The sequence below is a fragment of the Blautia intestinihominis genome, assembly GCF_040096655.1.
Taxonomy (GTDB): Bacteria; Bacillota; Clostridia; order Lachnospirales; family Lachnospiraceae; genus Blautia_A; species Blautia_A intestinihominis.
Window position 1 is genome coordinate 96,431 of record NZ_JBBMEI010000003.1, and the last position, 17,893, is coordinate 114,323.

Sequence of the window (17,893 nt, forward strand, 5' to 3'; positions counted from 1 at the left end):
GAGCATATTATGAAAATAGTTTATATGGGAACTCCGGATTTTGCAGTGCCGCCGCTTGCCGCACTGGTAAAAGCCGGATATGAGGTCACGGCAGTTGTGACACAGCCGGACAAACCGAAGGGAAGAGGCAAGACACTTATGCCAACTCCTGTCAAAGAAGAAGCCATGAAACATGAAATTCCGGTTTACCAGCCGGCCAAAGTACGTGATCCGGAATTTGTGGAGACACTTACAGGACTTGCACCGGATATCATCGTTGTGGCAGCTTTTGGACAGATCATCCCGAAGACAATCCTGGATCTTCCGAAATATGGATGTATCAACATCCATGCTTCCCTGCTTCCGAAATACAGAGGTGCAGCACCGATCCAGCAGGCAGTCATTGACGGAGAGAAAGAATCCGGCGTGACGATCATGAGAATGGGAACCGGTCTGGATACCGGAGATATGATCTCCAAGATCGTTGTACCAATCGAGACAGAGGAAACAGGCGGCAGTCTTTTTGATAAACTTGCACAGGCAGGGGCTGATCTTCTGATGGAGACACTTCCTTCTATAGAGAACGGAACTGCTACTTATGAGAAACAGCCGGAGGAAAGCCCGACCCCGTATGCAGCGATGATCACCAAGAAAATGGGACTTATGGATTTTTCAAAGAGTGCCGAAGAACTTGAGAGACTGGTCCGCGGCCTGAACCCGTGGCCGAGCGCCTACACCTTCCTCAATGGAAAAACACTTAAAGTATGGAAATCCACAGTAGAAAAGGGCGCAAATGGTGGAAAAACCACACCGGGAACGATCACAGCGGTGGATAAAACAGGAATCCACGTAGCCTGTGGAGAAGATGTTCTCGTCCTTCGCGAAGTACAGCTTGAGGGAAAGAAGCGTATGGAAACAGATGCTTTCCTTCGCGGCTATCAGGTAACTGAGGAAACCATGCTGACAGATCATAAGGAGTGATAATATGTACGGATATGGATACTATGGATTTGATTGGACGTATCTTCTTCTGATCATCGGAATGCTTCTGTCTCTCGCGGCATCTGCAAAGCTCAAAAGCACCTTTGCCCGTTATAAGAGAGTAAGAAGCGCATCAGGACTTACCGGAGAAGAAGCAGCCAGAAGGATCCTTTACAGTGCCGGGATTACAGATGTACAGGTAAGACCGGTAGCTGGAAGCCTGACAGATCATTATGATCCGCGGACAAAGACGGTAAATCTCTCCCAGGATATTTACGGTCAGACTTCTCTGGCAGCAGTCGGAGTTGCAGCACATGAGTGTGGTCATGCCATCCAGCATGCGACCAACTATGCACCGCTGGAGATGCGGAGCGCGATCGTTCCGGCAGCAAATATCGGAAGCAGTCTTTCCTGGCCGCTGTTTCTGATCGGACTTTTTGCAGGCATCCGCCCGCTGGTAACAGCAGGTATCGTGCTGTTTTCACTGGCAGTGCTGTTTCAGCTTGTGACACTTCCTGTTGAGGTCAATGCATCTGCAAGAGCACTCAAGATGCTTCAGAGCACAGGAATCCTTGGGGCAGATGAGACAAAGGGAGCCCGCAAGGTGCTGACTGCAGCTGCCATGACATATGTTGCAGCACTTGCGGCATCTATTTTACAACTTTTGAGACTTGTGATACTGGCAGGAGGAAGACGAGATGACTAGTGGTATCAATACAAGAGAAATGATATTGGAGATCCTCCTTCAGATCAATGAAGAAGGAGAACACAGCCATATTGCGATCCGCAATGCGCTTTCCAAATATCAGTTCCTTCCGAAGCAGGAGAGAGCCTTTATTACCAGAGTCTGTGAGGGGACTCTGGAATACAGGATCCTCATTGACTATATAATAGATTCTTTTTCAAAGATCACCGTGGACAAGATGAAACCGCCGATCCGTGAGATCCTCAGGAGCGCGGTGTATCAGCTGAAATTCATGGACAGAGTGCCGGACAGCGCAGTTTGCAATGAGGCTGTGAAACTTGCCCAGCGAAAGGGATTTTACAACCTGAAACCTTTTGTGAACGGCGTGCTCCGGACGATAGCGAGACAGATGGATGAACTTGAATATCCTTCGAGAAAGGTAAATCTGGTCCGTTATCTTTCTGTCAGATATTCCATGCCGGAACCACTTGTTCTGCGCTGGCTGAATGATTATGGCGAGGAAGTCACAGAGAAGATGCTGGCGGATTTTCTGGAAGAAAAACCGATCACTGTACGCTGCCGTACATATCTGAATTCTGTAGAGGAGACCTGCGAAAGCCTCCGAAACCAGGGTGTAAAGGTAGAACCGGCGCCGTATCTTCCGTATGCATTCAGGATTTCTGATTATAACCACATTCTTGCACTGGATGCATTTATCGAGGGTAAGATCGTGGCACAGGATGTAAGCTCCATGCTTGTTTCCGAGATCGCAAACCCGCAGAAAGGTGATTATATCATCGACATGTGTGCGGCACCGGGCGGTAAGAGCATTCATCTGGGAGACAAGATGGAAGGCTTTGGAACCGTGGATGCAAGAGATGTCAGCCGGTATAAGGTTGAACTGATCCAGGAAAATATCCACCGCACCGACTCCATCAATGTACAGGCACATGTGCAGGATGCGACAGTGTTCGATGTGGAATCTGAGTGCAAGGCAGATATCGTACTTGCAGATGTACCATGTTCCGGCTACGGTGTGATCGGTAAGAAACCAGAGATCAAATATCGTTCTACTGCACAGAAAGAGGAAGAACTGGTGATCCTCCAGAGAAACATTCTGGACAAGGCAGCAGAGTATGTGAAGCCGCGCGGCGTTCTGATCTTCAGTACCTGTACGATCGCCAAAGAAGAAAACGAAGAAAATATGATGTGGTTTATGAACAACCATCCATTCAAACTGGAAAGCATTGATGAGTTTGTTCCGGATGAACTCAAATCCGAAACGACCAGCCTCGGCTACCTGCAGCTGCTTCCAGGCGTTCACGGAACGGATGGATTCTTTATGGCAAAATTCAGAAGGAAATAAAAATGACAGACATAAAATCAATGACCGTCGAAGAACTGAAGGGGCTTATGGCAGAACTCGGAGAGAAACCTTTCCGCGCAAAGCAGATCTACAGCTGGCTGCACGAGCATCTGGTCACTTCTTACGACGAAATGGAAAACATTCCAAAGAGCCTCAGGCAGAAGCTGGAGCAGTATCCGATCACGGTTCTGGAGACACTGGATGTCCAGATATCCAAGATAGACGGCACCAGGAAATATCTGTTCCGCCTGTCTGATGGAAATATGATCGAGAGTGTTCTTATGAAATACAAGCACGGCAACTCTGTCTGTATCTCTTCTCAGGCGGGGTGCCGTATGGGATGCAGATTCTGTGCTTCCACGATCGGCGGACTTACGAGAAACCTGCTTCCGTCAGAGATGCTGGATCAGATCTACAGAATCCAGACATCACTTGGCGAGCGTATATCCAATGTGGTTGTGATGGGAACCGGCGAGCCGATGGACAACTATGATAACCTTCTTCGCTTCATACATATCCTGACGGAAGAAGGCGGTATCCACATCAGCCAGAGGAACCTGACAGTATCTACCTGCGGCCTTGTTCCACAGATCTACAAGCTTGCAGACGAGAAACTTCAGATGACGCTTGCTGTATCTCTTCATGCGCCGAACGATGAGAAAAGGCGCGAGCTTATGCCGATCGCCAATAAATACTCGATCGATGAGCTTCTGGAAGCCTGTCGGAATTATTTTGACAAGACAGGCAGAAGGATCACCTTTGAGTACAGCCTTGTAGCAGGCGTAAATGACAGTAAAGAGAATGCAAAAGAGCTTGCAGGCCGTCTTAAGGGACTGAACTGTCACGTAAATCTTATCCCGGTCAATCCGGTCAGAGAGCGTTCTTTCGTGCGTTCTACCCGACAGGCTGTTGAGAATTTCAAAATAAATCTTGAAAAATACGGAATAAATGGTACTATTAGAAGGGAAATGGGCAGCGATATTGACGGTGCCTGTGGTCAGTTAAGAAAACGTTACATGGAAAAAACAGAAAGTGAGAAGTGACATGAGGGTATATTCAGCTACGGATGTAGGGCAGAAGCGGAAGATGAACCAGGACTATGTGTTCGTTTCCGAAACCCCTGTAGGAAATCTCCAGAATTTGTTCGTTGTTGCCGATGGAATGGGCGGTCATAATGCGGGAGATTACGCTTCCTCTCATGCCGTTCAGACTTTGGTAGAAGAGATTCAAAAGGATGCAGATTTCAACCCAATCAAGGTGATTCGTCATGCCATTGAGAAAGCCAACACAGAGATCCTTGAATGCGCCAGGAGAGAAGAAGCACTGCGCGGGATGGGAACGACGATCGTGGTGGCTACGGTCGTAGGCCATTATCTATATGTGGCAAATGTTGGTGACAGCCGCCTGTATATCATCCAGGGAAAGATTCGCCAGGTTACGAGGGATCATTCACTTGTAGAAGAGATGGTCAGACTCGGAGAGATCAAGCGGGAAGAGGCGAGAAATCATCCGGACAAAAACATCATCACAAGAGCACTTGGTGCAGAGAGAACCGTAGATATTGACTTTTTTGACCTGAAGATGGAACCGGGCAGTACCATCCTTATGTGTTCCGATGGTCTGAGCAATATGGTAGAAGACAGCAAAATCGAAGAAATTATACTGAACCAGAATGAGGAACTGCCGCAGAAGGGTGAGAGACTTCTGAGAGAAGCCAACCAGAACGGTGGTAAGGATAATATTGCAGTTGTACTGGTAGAACCATTCACGAATGAGGTGGAAAAATGTTAAAGACGGGAACGATCATAGCAGAACGTTATGAAATTTTAGGAAAAATAGGTACCGGCGGAATGGCCGATGTCTATAAAGCAAAGGATCATAAACTCAACCGCTTTGTTGCGGTCAAAGTATTAAAACCGGAATTCAGAGAGGATACAACTTTTATCCGCAAATTCCGCAGCGAGGCACAGGCAGCAGCCGGCCTTACACATCCGAATATCGTCAATGTATTTGATGTAGGAGATGATGGCGGTGTATATTACATCGTCATGGAGCTGATCGAAGGAATCACTCTTAAGGAATATATTGCCAAGAAGGGGAAACTTTCCATCAAAGAAGCGACCAGTATTGCCATTCAGGTATCTATGGGACTGGAAGCAGCACATAACCATGGAATCGTACACCGTGATGTCAAACCGCAGAATATTATCATTTCTACAGATGGTAAAGTGAAGGTAACAGATTTCGGAATCGCGAGAGCCGCATCTTCCAATACGATCAGCTCCAATGTGATGGGATCTGTACACTACAGCTCACCGGAGCAGGTGCGCGGCGGATACAGTGATGAGAAGAGTGACATCTATTCTCTTGGTATCACACTTTATGAGATGGTCACAGGCAGGGTTCCGTTTGACGGAGATACTACAGTAGCTATTGCGATCAAGCATCTGCAGGAAGAGATGGTACCGCCGAGTGTGTACACAGAGAATCTTCCATACAGTCTGGAGCAGATCATCCTGAAATGTACCCAGAAGAGTGTTGGCCGCCGTTACGAGAAAATGGAAGATGTCATTGCAGACCTGAAACATTCACTGATCGATCCTCAGGGAAATTTTGTGACATTATCTTCCGTGGACAATGAAGCCAAGACAGTGGTGATCTCAGACGAAGAACTGGGAGAAATCAAGAATACTCCACGTGCATCTTCAAAGAAATCAGATGTAGAAGATCTGGAAGATGAAATTTATGATACAGATTATGACAGCGATGACGAGGACTATGAGGAAACTCCGGCTGGTAAGAAATCTGACAGGAAAAAGAAGAAAAAGGGACCGAACTCAGCAGTAACTATCGTTGCACTTCTTGCAGGCGCAGTTGTCCTGGTGGGGGCAATTTTTGTGATCGGCAAGGCTGCCGGCATCATCGGAAGTGATGGGGCAGAAACCACACCGCAGACAGAACAGGCAGCAGATACAGCAGACGAAGATGGAATGGTTACTGTTCCGGTTCTGGTAGGCAAGACAGAGGAAGAGGCTTCTGCTCTTCTGGAAGAAGAAAAGCTTGGCAAGCAGATGATGGGAGAAGAGAACTCCACGCAGGAAAAGGGACGAATTTCTTCTCAGGATATTCCGGCAGGAACCAAAGTTGAACAGTATACAACTCTGAAATATTATATCAGTAAAGGTCAGCAGGAAATCACAGTACCAGATGTTTCCGGCCAGACAGGAGTAGATGCGCAGCAGACACTGGAAGATCTTGGACTTACTGTAACTGTACAGAAAGAATACAGTGAAGCAGATGACAGTGGATGGCCGCTTACAGAACCAGGATATGTTATGGCCGTATCACCGGAAACTGGCACAAGCATGACAGCAGGCGGATCAGTAACCCTGACAGTCAGCCGTGGTCTGGATTATGGTGATACTGCACAGATTCCGGATGTATTAGGAATGACTAAGAATGAAGCGATCACTGCACTTGGTAAATGGGCAGACATTCAGATTACAGAACAGCAGAGCAGTGAAGTGCCGGCAGGACAGGTCATCTCACAGGATCCATCTGCAACTTCAGAGGATGGGGACACCGCATACGGCAATCCGGATGAAACGATCTCTATCGTAGTAAGCAGCGGCAATCAGGCTCCGGCAGATACAACAACTACAACAGATACAACAACAGACAGTGCTTCCACAGCAGATACGGCGCAGCAGAGCACAGCTGCTGCAAACGGCGAAGTATGGAAATGTACGCAGACACTGAATACTCCAAATGGATATCAGGGTGGTGCAATTCGTCTGGAACTGATCCAGGAAGTAAACGGAGAAACAACTTCTACTAAAGTGGTTGACGGAGAGGCGATTACATTCCCGTATACGTTGGATATTACAGGTGCGTCAGGAGTCAGCGAAGGAACATTGTATGTATCAGAGCTGATTGACGGAAACTTCCAGCAGCTTGGTTCTTATCCACTGACTTTCAAGAAAGCAGAGTAATTCATGCAGGGTAAAATTATCAAAGGAATTGCCGGGTTTTATTATGTTTACGGAGAGAACGAAGTGCTTTATGAATGTAAAGCCAAGGGTATTTTCCGAAAGGATAATCAGAAACCGCTGGTTGGTGATAATGTAGAGATTACAGTATTGAATGAACAGGAACGGGAGGGGAACCTGACCAGGATCCTCCCCCGCAAAAATTCCCTGATCCGCCCGGCAGTTGCCAATGTAGATCAGGCATTTGTGATTTTTGCAATGGACAATCCAAAGCCGAATTTCATGCTGCTGGACCGTTTCCTGATCATGATGGAACAGGCAGACATTCCGGCAGTCATATGCTTTAACAAAAAAGATCTTGCAACAGAAAAGGAAACACAGGAGCTTTATCAGACCTACCAAAGCTGTGGATATCAGGTTCTTCTCACCAGCGCACTGGAGGAGGAGGGTATTGACGAGATTCACAGAATCCTCAAAGGTAAAACAACGGTCGTGGCAGGACCTTCCGGCGTTGGCAAGTCATCTCTGACGAATCTTCTCCAGGCAGAAGTTCAGATGGAGACAGGTGAGATCAGCCGGAAACTCAAACGAGGAAAGCATACGACCAGACATTCACAGGTTATCCCGGTAGGAGAGAATACATTTCTTATGGATACGCCGGGATTTTCTTCCCTGTATCTTATGGATATGGAAGAACAGGAACTCAAGGACTATTTTCCGGAGTTTCGCAAGTATGATGACCAGTGCCGTTTTCAGGGCTGTCGTCATATCCACGAACCGGGATGCAGAGTAAAGGAAGCTCTTGAACAGGGCGAGATCAGCAGGATCCGGTACGAAGATTATCTTAATTTATATGAAGAATTGAAAGAGAAAAGGAGATATTAAATGGAATATCAGTTGTGCCCGTCTATTTTATCAGCGGATTTTAACCGTCTGGGCGAACAGATTCAGACATTGGAGAAACAGGGAGTGAAATGGCTTCATATTGATGTTATGGACGGAGATTTTGTACCGAGTATTTCTTTTGGAATGCCGGTGATCCGCTCTATCCGCAAAGAATCAAAGATGTTTTTTGATGTACACCTTATGGTAAGCGCACCGGAACGTTATATTCAGGATTTTGTAGACTGCGGCGCGGATTCTATTACCATTCATGCAGAGGCGTGCGAGGATCTGGAACGTGCGATCGAACTGATTCGTGATGCAGGTGTCAAAGTTGGTATTTCCATCAAACCGGCGACCCCGATCAATGACATCAGCCATCTCCTGGAAGATGTGGATATGGTACTTGTCATGACGGTTCAGCCTGGATTTGGCGGACAGAAGTATATTCCGGAATGTACAGAAAAGGTTCAGGAACTCAAAGAGATCATAGACAGAGAAGAACTGAATGTAGACATTCAGGTAGATGGAGGAATCAATGATTCTACTATGGAAACCGCAATGCGTGCAGGTGCAAACTTTCTTGTTGCAGGTTCTTACGTGTTTAATGGTGATCTTGAATCAAATGTACAGAGAATCCAGCAGAAGATGCAGGATATCAGCGAAAAGTTAAATTGAGGCATAATATGAAAGATACGATCATCGTAAGCGGGGGCAATATCCATAAAGATTTTGCCCTCGATTTTTTGAAAAAAAACAAAACAGAGAATACCTGTCTGATCGCAGCAGACCGTGGCGTGGAATTCTTTATGGGAACAGATCTGGAACCGGATGTGGCAGTGGGAGACTTTGACAGTCTTTCTGCGGAGGGCGCGAAATATATGGAAACTCTCAAACATACGGAAATTCGCAGACTGAAGCCAGAGAAGGACGATTCCGACACACAGTCAGCAGCAAATTATGCGATCGAACAGGGAACAGAACGTATTATGATCCTGGGGGCGACAGGAAACCGCATCGATCATCTGATGGCAAATTTCGGTCTTCTGATGCTTGGAAAAATAAAACAGGTACAGATCGTTCTTGTTGACGCATACAACTATATGAGTCTGATCGAGAGCGGAATGATCCTTAAGAAAGAAGAGCAGTTCGGGAAATATGTCTCTTTCTTCCCGATCGAAGGAGAGGTTACAGGACTAACTCTGAAAGGCTTCAAATATCCTCTGAACAGCTATACTCTCAAAGTTGAGGACAGCGGTCTGACTGTCAGCAATGAGATCTCAGATCCTGAAGCAGAAGTCACCTTTGAAACAGGAAAACTTCTCATGATCATGTCAAGAGACTAAATGATAGACTTTTTATGACACGTGTGCTAAAATTAAGCAGAAAAATACAATCAAATAAATAACGGAATGGAGAAATAGAGCAATGAAACTTGGTATCGTTGGATTACCGAACGTAGGTAAGAGTACATTATTTAACTCACTGACAAAAGCAGGTGCAGAATCAGCAAACTATCCTTTCTGTACCATCGACCCGAATGTGGGCGTTGTTACTGTACCGGATGAGAGACTGAAACTTCTGGGAGATTTTTATCACTCCAAGAAAGTAACTCCGGCAGTCATTGAATTCGTTGATATCGCAGGTCTTGTAAAGGGCGCATCCAAAGGTGAGGGACTTGGAAACCAGTTCCTTGCAAACATCCGTGAAGTAGATGCGATCGTTCACGTAGTACGCTGCTTTGAGGATCCGAACGTCATCCACGTAGATGGAAGCATCGATCCGCTCAGAGATATCGAGACCATCAACCTTGAGCTGATCTTCTCTGATATCGAGATCCTTGAGAGAAGAATTGCCAAAGTCACCAAGACAGCACGTATGGACAAAGAAGCTGCCAAAGAACTTGATTTCCTCCAGAAAGTCAAAGCACATCTTGAGGATGGACAGATGGCAATCACAATGGAACTGGAATCTGAGGATGAGGAAGCATGGATGGGAACTTATAATCTCCTCACCTGGAAACCGGTGATCTACGCTGCAAACGTAAGTGAGGATGATCTTGCGGATGATGGAGCATCTAACGAGCATGTACAGGCTGTACGTAAATATGCAGCCGAGCAGAAGAGCGAAGTATTCGTGATCTGTGCAGAGATCGAAGAAGAAATCTCCGAGCTCGATGACGATGAGAAAAAAATGTTCCTCGAGGATCTGGGACTTAAGGAATCTGGTCTTGAGAAACTGGTAAGAGCAAGTTACAGCCTCCTGGGACTTATGAGTTTCCTTACATCAGGAGAGGATGAGACACGTGCATGGACGATCAAGATCGGAACCAAGGCTCCACAGGCAGCAGGTAAGATCCACACAGACTTTGAGCGTGGATTTATCAAGGCAGAGGTTGTTAATTACAAAGATCTTCTCGACTGCGGTTCTTATGCAGGTGCAAGAGAAAAGGGACTTGTCCGCATGGAAGGAAAAGAATATATTGTTCAGGATGGAGATGTAATTCTGTTCAGATTTAACGTATAATGAAGGTGTTTTATGAATATGTCGATTCGTTTTCCACATCTGGGCATTGACCTTGGATATGTGGGTAAAACTGTTTCGGTTTTTGGATTTGAGCTCACGATATATGGAATCCTTGTGATGGCAGGAATGCTTCTTGGACTTACTGTCGTTGTATTACAGGCAAAACGACAGAATCAGGATCAGAATCTTTATCTGGAAGCACTGATTCCAGGAGTAGTGTTCGGCGTAATCTGTGCCAGAGCATGCTATATAGCACTGAACTGGAAACTTTTTGCAGATGAACCGACACGTGCTCTCTGGGATCTGCGTACAGGTGGATTATCCTTTTATGGCGGATTTGCAGGCGGGGTGATTGCTCTGGCTGTTTTCTGCAAAATCAGGAAACTGTCATTTGGAAGGATGGCAGATACGCTCAGTATCGGCCTGGTATCCAGTCAGATGATCGGAACCTGGGGGAATTTTTTCAGCAGAGAATTTATCGGAACATCTACGGACAGCATTTTTGCGATGCAGATTCCGGTAGAGACAGTCGGGAGCATGGAACTGACATCAGAGATGCAGAAACATCTGGTCAAAGCCGGAGATGTTTCCTGGGTTCAGGTACATCCTCTCTGGTTTTATGAGAGCCTGTGGTGTCTGCTTCTTCTGGTTATTCTTCTTGCCTATACGAAGCGCAAGAAATTTCAGGGTGAGATTTTCATGAGATATCTGGCAGGGTATGCTCTGGGAAATGCGGGAATTGAATGGCTTCGGTCGGGCAGACCATATATCCCAGGTACGCATCTCCCTGTTCTTATTCCGATTTTACTTGGCATTTTTGTGATTTTCAGTATTGTTGCAACAGTTCGCCGTATTCTTTCAAAGAAACGTGAGAAGTTTCAGAAACGCAGGATGGAGGAACGGTATGCATCCGAAGAAAAGTCGTCACGCGGTTATCAGAATATGCAGAGTTTTGAGGATGTCAGTGATGAATTTCGGGGGATTTTTTCAGAAACAGGAGAGTCAACGTCTGAAACAGAGCCAGATATTACAGAAAAATCAGACGAATTACCGAAACCGATTTCAGATTCCGGACAAACAGAAGACGAGATAAAATAACAGAATTTAAAGGGAAGATTTTTCTACGGGAAGTGGGAAAATCTTCCCTTTTTTCAGGGCAGAAAAGAGCCTTATCTGCACCAAAAAAACTCAGATTCCCACTTGTAATTTAACAGTAAATGGGTTAGAATAATTTCATAAGTGGTAGAAAGTGGTGAATAGTGGTGGGGAATGGAGGGAATGTGGCAGACCTGACAGCTCCACCTGAAATGCACGAAGGGGAGAATCGTGTATTTTGAGAGCAGGTGAGTTTTATGTTCATGGGAGAATACAATCATATAATAGACGCGAAGGGGCGCCTGATTATTCCCGCCAGGTTCAGAGAACTCCTGGGAGAAGAGTTCATCCTGACAAAAGGTTTGGATGGTTGTCTTTCAATTTACCCTATGGATGCATGGGAAGCATTTGAAACAAAACTCAGAGCCTTACCACTTACAAATAAAAATGCGCGAACCTTCACACGTTTCTTTGTAGCAGGTGCCACAAACTGTGAACTGGACAGGCAGGGGAGAATTCTTGTACCTCAGACACTGAGGGAGTTTGCCGGTCTGGAGAAAGAAGTGGTACTCACAGGAAACCTGGACCGGATCGAGATCTGGAGCAAAGAAAAGTGGAGCGAGAACTGCAATTATGATGATATGGATAGTATTGCAGAAAGTATGCAGGATATGGGTATCATCATTTGAGCATTCGCCGGAAAGAAATCCAACAGGAGACGGATATGGAATTTAAACACAAATCTGTATTACTGGAAGAAACCATTGACGGCTTGAATATTAAGCCAGAAGGAATCTACGTGGATGGAACGCTGGGAGGAGCAGGGCATGCAAGTGAAGTATGCCGCAGACTTTCTGCCAAGGGGAGATTTATTGGCATAGATCAGGACCAAGATGCAATAGTTGCTGCGAGTGAAAGGCTGGCTGCCTATGAGGACAGAGTGACGATCATTCGCAGCAATTATTGTTACATGGCTAATGAAGTGCATAACCTGGGAATTCAGAAAGTCAATGGAATTGTTCTTGACCTGGGAGTTTCATCTTATCAGCTGGATAATGAGGAACGGGGCTTTACCTACAGGGTAGATGCACCTCTGGATATGAGAATGGATCAGAGACAGAGCCGTACCGCCGCTGATATTGTCAATGGTTACGAAGAGAGAGAATTGTACCGTATCATTCGTGATTACGGTGAAGATAAATTTGCAAAGAATATAGCGAAACACATTGTGGCTGCCAGACAGCAGGCACCGCTCCGCACGACCGGAGAACTGACCGAGATCATTCGCCAGTCTATCCCGATGAAGATTCAGGCAACCGGAGGACATCCGGCGAAGCGGACTTTTCAGGCAATCCGGATCGAACTGAACAGAGAACTGGATGTTCTGCGGGAGTCACTGGATGGAATGATCGACCTTCTCGATGACGGAGGCAGAATCTGTATTATCACATTCCATTCTCTGGAGGATCGTATTGTCAAGACGATCTTCCGCAAAAATGAAAATCCATGTACATGTCCGTCCGATTTCCCGGTATGTGTATGCGGCAAAAAATCCAAAGGAAAAGTTATCACCAGAAAGCCGATTCTTCCAGGTACAGCCGAGCAGGAAGAAAACCCCAGATCAAAAAGTGCAAAACTAAGGATTTTTGAGCGAAGATTTTCAGACTGAAACCAATACAGGGAGTTGAACAGGCGTAAATGGAGAGGACAAACAGGGCAGTTACAAACCGAAAAAGCAAGGTAAATGCAAGAAATGCCCGAGGAATGTATGTAGATGGAAATACAGTGAGGAGACTGCAGGAAGTACCGGCACGCAGATCGGCGGCTTCCCGTAAGCCTTCTCAGGGAAATAACAGAATTGAGACACGGACAGTGTCAGCTGGCAAGCCAAAGGTAAATCCACAGCGTCAGCGTACCAGAGAGAGGGCTGCGATGAGTATGGGGCGCGGATTTGTTGCATTTCTGGCAGTCATGAGTGTGGCAGTACTGTTCTGCTGTGTCAATTATCTTCAGCTTAAGGCTGAACTGACAGGCAAGATTAAGAATGTTGCAAGTCTCGAAACAGAATGGTCACAGCTCAAGGAAGAAAACGATGCTTATGAGAGTCAGGTGACTTCAGAGACAGATCTGAACCAGATTAAGAAGATTGCCATTGGGCGTTTGGGAATGACTTATCCTTCTGACACGCAGAAAAGAACCTACAGTGTACCAAGCAGCAGTTATGTGAGACAGTATCAGGATGTTCCTGAAAGCAAGAGGTGAGAATTTGAGCAATACCAGACCGAGGAAAACCAGAAAACCTCAAAGAAAAATTTATCATACGATGGAATTGAAGCTAGTAGGACTATTTGCAGTAGTAATACTAGCTTTAGTTTGTTTGTTAGGCAGAGTTACCTATATTAATGCCACCAGCGGAACCAAGTACAAAAAGCGGGTGCTTCTGCAGGCACAGCAGACATATCAGAGCAGTGTGCTTCCGGCAAAGAGAGGCGATATTTACGATCGAAACGGAAATATCCTTGCCACAAGCCAGAAGGTTTATACAGTGATCATGGACTGCAAAGAAGTCAATGATGAGGATCATGATTACGTAGATGCAACCGTGAATGCACTGGTAGAAGTTCTGGGACTTGACGAGGATGATATCCGCAAGAGACTTACGGATCCTGCTACAAGCTCCAGTCAGTACCAGGTCCTCAAAAAAGAAGTAACCATGGACGAAAAGAAGGCGTTCGAGGAATATGCAGATCCAGATGAGGACAGCGGCCTTTCAGAAAAAGAACTGGAAGAGCGTTCCAATGTACAGGGAATCTGGTTTGAGGAGGATTATCTGAGAGTTTATCCTTTTAATGCCCTTGCCTGTGATACGATTGGATTTACGCTTTCAAGAGAAACAGCCGATGTCGGCCTGGAGGGATATTATAACAGTACCCTGATGGGAACAGATGGGCGTAAATACGGATATATCAACAATGATTCAGATGCTGAACAGACGATCATGGAGCCTGTTTCCGGTGAAAGTATCGAAACTTCTCTGGATGTAGGCGCACAGCAGATCGTAGAGAAATATGTCAATGGTTTCAAGTCAAGCATGGGAGCCAAGAACATCGGTGTAATTGCGATGAAACCATCAACGGGAGAGATCATTGCCATGGATGGCGGTGACAGATATGATCTGAACAATCCGAGGGATATGTCTCAGGTATATTCTGAAGAAGAAATTGCCGAGCTAAAAAAGAGCGATAAGAAGACAGTAGAAGCTCTCAATGCCATGTGGAGCAATTTCTGTGTAACAGATGCATTTGAACCGGGATCAGTTGTAAAGCCGATTGTAATGTCGGGAGCCCTTGAGAAAGGCAAGATCACAGTAAATGATACGTTCAACTGCGACGGTGGAGAGACATTTGGTGCAAATGGTGATACCTACATTAAATGTGCGGTGTGGCCGGATGCACATGGAACAGAAACGCTCCGTGAAGTTATAGCGAACTCCTGTAATGATGCCATGATGCAGATTGCAGCGCGAATGGGAACAGAATCTTTCCTTAAGGCCCAGGCACTGTTTAATTTCGGTTCACGAACAGGAGTCGATCTTCCGAATGAGGGTTCCGGTGTTATCCATACAACTGATACCATGGGAGAGACAGAGCTTGCCTGCTCCGCATTCGGACAGGGATTTACCTGTACGATGCTTCAGGAGATCAGTGCGATGTGTTCTGTTATCAATGGTGGATGTTATTATCAGCCGCATCTTGTGACTGCAATCAAGGACAGCAGCGGTGGAACGGTCAGAACAATTGACCCTGTGCTTCTCAAGCAGACGATCTCTTCTGATATTTCGGCAAATATCAGATCCTACATGCAGGCCAGTGTACAGGAAGGTACCAGCCGTACATCGAAGGTGCAGGGATACAGCTCAGGCGGTAAGACCGGTACAGCGGAGAAACTTCCACGAGGAAACAAGAAGTATATCGTTTCTTTTATTACTTTTGCACCGGTTGATGATCCGCAGGTGCTTCTGTATGTAGTTGTCGATGAGCCGAATGCAGAGGAACAGGCAGACAGTAAATATCCTCAGTACATTGCACAGGGAATTCTGTCAGAACTTCTTCCGTATCTGAATGTTACACCGGATGAATCCGAGGACGGTACTATTCCGAAGACAGAACTCTGGGAGGGATTCAAAGGAAATCTTGTGGACGTATCCGGAAGCAGCGTGGATGCAAGTGGAAATCTCACAGATGGAAATGGAAACCTTGTAGATCTGGATGGCAACAGGATCGATGAGAGTGGTTATCTCCTTCAGGACAACGGAGAATATGTTACAGATGAGAACGGACAGTATGTGAAGTCACAGAATCTGGGAACTACTACTATTGCGAGCAGTTCTGAACAGACGGATAATACTCTCAAGGAAGCAATTTCCGATGAGAATGTTCCGGGACCGCCGGAAGACAATGAGGAAGATACCATGCAGGACAACGACATGGAGAGCGAAGGACTTACCAACGAAGAAGCAGGACTGGATTAAAGCGCAGTGATTCCCTTCGGGGGCTGGACATATAATGATATGACAGCCTCCGGAGGGATTTTTTTATGAAAAAAAACAGGACTTTTCATAAACGCAAAGTCTGGACCGTTTTTCTTTTATGTGCAGCAATGATGCTTGGGCTGGCAGGACGGCTTGTGTATCTGATGGGGTTTCGGTCGGATTATTATTACCAGAAAGCACAGGATCTCCATGAGAGAGAACGTTCCATCAAGGCGGCAAGGGGAAAAATCCTGGACGCCAGAGGAAAAGTTCTTGCCTCGAATAAAACGGTCTGTACGGTATCTGTTATCCATAGCCAGATAAAAGAACCGGAGAAAATCATTTCTTTGTTGTCGCAGAAACTGGAACTGTCAGAAGAAAGCATCCGAAAAAAAGTAGAAAAAGTATCTTCTATAGAAAGAATAAAGACAAATGTCGACAAAGCTGTGGGAGATGAGATCCGAAAGACAGGACTTTCCGGTGTGAAAGTGGATGAAGACTACAAAAGATATTATCCATATCACTCACTTGCTTCCAAAGTTCTGGGATTCACAGGGGCAGACAACCAGGGTATCATCGGACTTGAGGTTCAATATGAAGAGATTTTGAGCGGTGAAGCAGGAAAAATTCTCACAACGACGGATGCCAGAGGAATCGAACTGGATGGAATCGGAGAAAGCCGGGAAGAACCAGAAGCAGGCAACACACTTCGCACTAGCCTGGATATCAGCATTCAGGAATATGTCCAGCAGGCGGCAAAGAAAGTTATGGAAGAGAAAGAAGCGGAGAGAGTGTCCATTCTTCTTATGAATCCCCAAAATGGAGAAATCTATGCCTGTGTGAATGTACCGGAATTCGACCTGAACCAGCCGTTTACCCTGAATACAGAAGTGGATACCTCAGGGTTAAGTTCTGAGAAGAAGCAGGAACTTCTGAATCAGATGTGGAGAAATCCCTGTCTGAATGATACTTATGAACCGGGGTCAACTTTCAAGATCATAACGATGGCGGCGGGACTTGAAGAGGGAGTTGTGAGTATGGAAGACCGTTTTTACTGTCCGGGCTACAAACTGGTAGATGACAGGAGAATTCACTGTGCAAACAGAAGAGGACATGGCTCCCAGAATTTTGTTGAAGGAGCGCAGAATTCCTGTAATCCGGTATTTATTGAAGTAGGGTTGCGGCTCGGCGTGGAAAAATATTATAAATATTTCCGAAAATTTGGACTTCTGGAAAAAACGGGTATTGACCTTCCGGGAGAGGCAGGTACGATCATGCATCAGGCAAAAAATATGGGAAATGTAGAACTGGCAACTGTTTCGTTCGGGCAGTCTTTTCAGATCACACCGATCCAGCTTGCAACGACAGTAAGTTCCCTGATAAACGGTGGGAGAAGAATTACGCCGCATTTTGGAGTAGCGGTGGAAGATGAAAACGGAGAAGTCATTCAGGAACTGGAATATCCGGTAAAGACAGGGGTCCTTTCGGAAGAAACTTCCGAGAAAATCCGTTATATTCTGGAAAAAGTTGTCTCGCAGGGATCTGGCAAAAATGCTGCGATCGAAGGTTATACGATCGGGGGAAAGACAGCGACTTCACAGACACTTCCGAGAAGTGCAAACCGTTATATCTCCTCTTTTCTTGGATTTGCACCTGCTGAGAATCCCCAGGTACTGGCACTGTGTATTATCCACGACCCCAAAGGCATTTACTATGGCGGAACGATCGCAGCGCCGGTCGTGCGGACGATCTTTGAAAACGTTCTTCCATATATGGGGATAAATGGAAGGAATCAGGAAGAGTGAAGCGTAACATAGGGTTGCGAAATACGCCAAAAAGCCTTATAATCAAACATGACA

General features: G+C 46.0%; 16 protein-coding genes. All 16 read left to right on the forward strand.

Annotated elements, in window-relative coordinates:
* The first annotated feature begins 9 nt into the window (after window positions 1–9).
* Entirely contained in the window at window positions 10–960 is a 951-nt protein-coding gene (gene fmt / locus WMO75_RS02080) for a methionyl-tRNA formyltransferase (protein ID WP_118252089.1), read from the forward strand.
* Between the two features lie 4 nt (window positions 961–964).
* A complete protein-coding gene (locus tag WMO75_RS02085) occupies window positions 965–1,666 on the forward strand; it encodes a zinc metallopeptidase (RefSeq protein WP_022215350.1) in 702 nt (233 codons plus the stop codon).
* Entirely contained in the window at window positions 1,659–3,011 is a 1,353-nt protein-coding gene (gene rsmB / locus WMO75_RS02090; RefSeq protein WP_022215349.1) for a 16S rRNA (cytosine(967)-C(5))-methyltransferase RsmB, read from the forward strand. The genes WMO75_RS02085 and rsmB overlap by 8 nt, the downstream gene beginning before the upstream one ends.
* A 2-nt stretch (window positions 3,012–3,013) precedes the next feature.
* On the forward strand, window positions 3,014–4,054 hold the full coding sequence (gene rlmN, locus WMO75_RS02095) for a dual-specificity RNA methyltransferase RlmN (RefSeq protein ID WP_022215348.1): 1,041 nt from the start codon (window positions 3,014–3,016) through the stop codon (window positions 4,052–4,054).
* A gap of 1 nt (window position 4,055) precedes the next feature.
* Window positions 4,056–4,802 (forward strand): Stp1/IreP family PP2C-type Ser/Thr phosphatase, encoded by a 747-nt coding sequence (locus WMO75_RS02100; protein ID WP_022215347.1) that lies wholly within the window; start codon window positions 4,056–4,058, stop codon window positions 4,800–4,802.
* Entirely contained in the window at window positions 4,796–7,003 is a 2,208-nt protein-coding gene (gene pknB, locus WMO75_RS02105) for a Stk1 family PASTA domain-containing Ser/Thr kinase (RefSeq protein ID WP_118252088.1), read from the forward strand. Before WMO75_RS02100 ends, pknB begins: the two co-directional genes overlap by 7 nt.
* 3 nt (window positions 7,004–7,006) lie before the next feature.
* Window positions 7,007–7,885, forward strand: coding sequence for a ribosome small subunit-dependent GTPase A (gene rsgA / locus WMO75_RS02110; protein WP_022215345.1), 879 nt, complete (start codon window positions 7,007–7,009; stop codon window positions 7,883–7,885).
* Window positions 7,886–8,560, forward strand: a complete 675-nt coding sequence (rpe, locus tag WMO75_RS02115; RefSeq protein WP_118252087.1) for a ribulose-phosphate 3-epimerase — start codon at window positions 7,886–7,888, stop codon at window positions 8,558–8,560.
* Between the two features lie 8 nt (window positions 8,561–8,568).
* Entirely contained in the window at window positions 8,569–9,228 is a 660-nt protein-coding gene (locus tag WMO75_RS02120) for a thiamine diphosphokinase (RefSeq protein ID WP_022215343.1), read from the forward strand.
* A gap of 82 nt (window positions 9,229–9,310) precedes the next feature.
* On the forward strand, window positions 9,311–10,408 hold the full coding sequence (gene ychF, locus WMO75_RS02125; protein WP_022215342.1) for a redox-regulated ATPase YchF: 1,098 nt from the start codon (window positions 9,311–9,313) through the stop codon (window positions 10,406–10,408).
* A 12-nt stretch (window positions 10,409–10,420) separates the two neighbouring features.
* A complete protein-coding gene (locus WMO75_RS02130; RefSeq protein ID WP_022215341.1) occupies window positions 10,421–11,506 on the forward strand; it encodes a prolipoprotein diacylglyceryl transferase in 1,086 nt (361 codons plus the stop codon).
* A gap of 254 nt (window positions 11,507–11,760) precedes the next feature.
* Complete coding sequence (gene mraZ, locus WMO75_RS02135) at window positions 11,761–12,192, forward strand: division/cell wall cluster transcriptional repressor MraZ (protein WP_022215340.1); 432 nt, start codon at window positions 11,761–11,763, stop codon at window positions 12,190–12,192.
* Window positions 12,193–12,227: 35 nt separating this feature from the next.
* The gene (gene rsmH, locus WMO75_RS02140) at window positions 12,228–13,172 is read left to right on the forward strand and encodes a 16S rRNA (cytosine(1402)-N(4))-methyltransferase RsmH (protein WP_022215339.1); all 945 of its coding nucleotides are present in this window, start codon (window positions 12,228–12,230) and stop codon (window positions 13,170–13,172) included.
* Between the two features lie 29 nt (window positions 13,173–13,201).
* Window positions 13,202–13,765: an FtsB/FtsL family cell division protein gene (locus tag WMO75_RS02145; RefSeq protein WP_022215338.1), complete on the forward strand. Its 564-nt coding sequence runs from the start codon at window positions 13,202–13,204 to the stop codon at window positions 13,763–13,765.
* A gap of 4 nt (window positions 13,766–13,769) precedes the next feature.
* Window positions 13,770–16,034, forward strand: coding sequence for a peptidoglycan D,D-transpeptidase FtsI family protein (locus WMO75_RS02150; RefSeq protein ID WP_349077524.1), 2,265 nt, complete (start codon window positions 13,770–13,772; stop codon window positions 16,032–16,034).
* Window positions 16,035–16,099: 65 nt separating this feature from the next.
* The gene (locus WMO75_RS02155) at window positions 16,100–17,839 is read left to right on the forward strand and encodes a peptidoglycan D,D-transpeptidase FtsI family protein (RefSeq protein WP_022215336.1); all 1,740 of its coding nucleotides are present in this window, start codon (window positions 16,100–16,102) and stop codon (window positions 17,837–17,839) included.
* The last annotated feature ends 54 nt before the right edge of the window (window positions 17,840–17,893 follow it).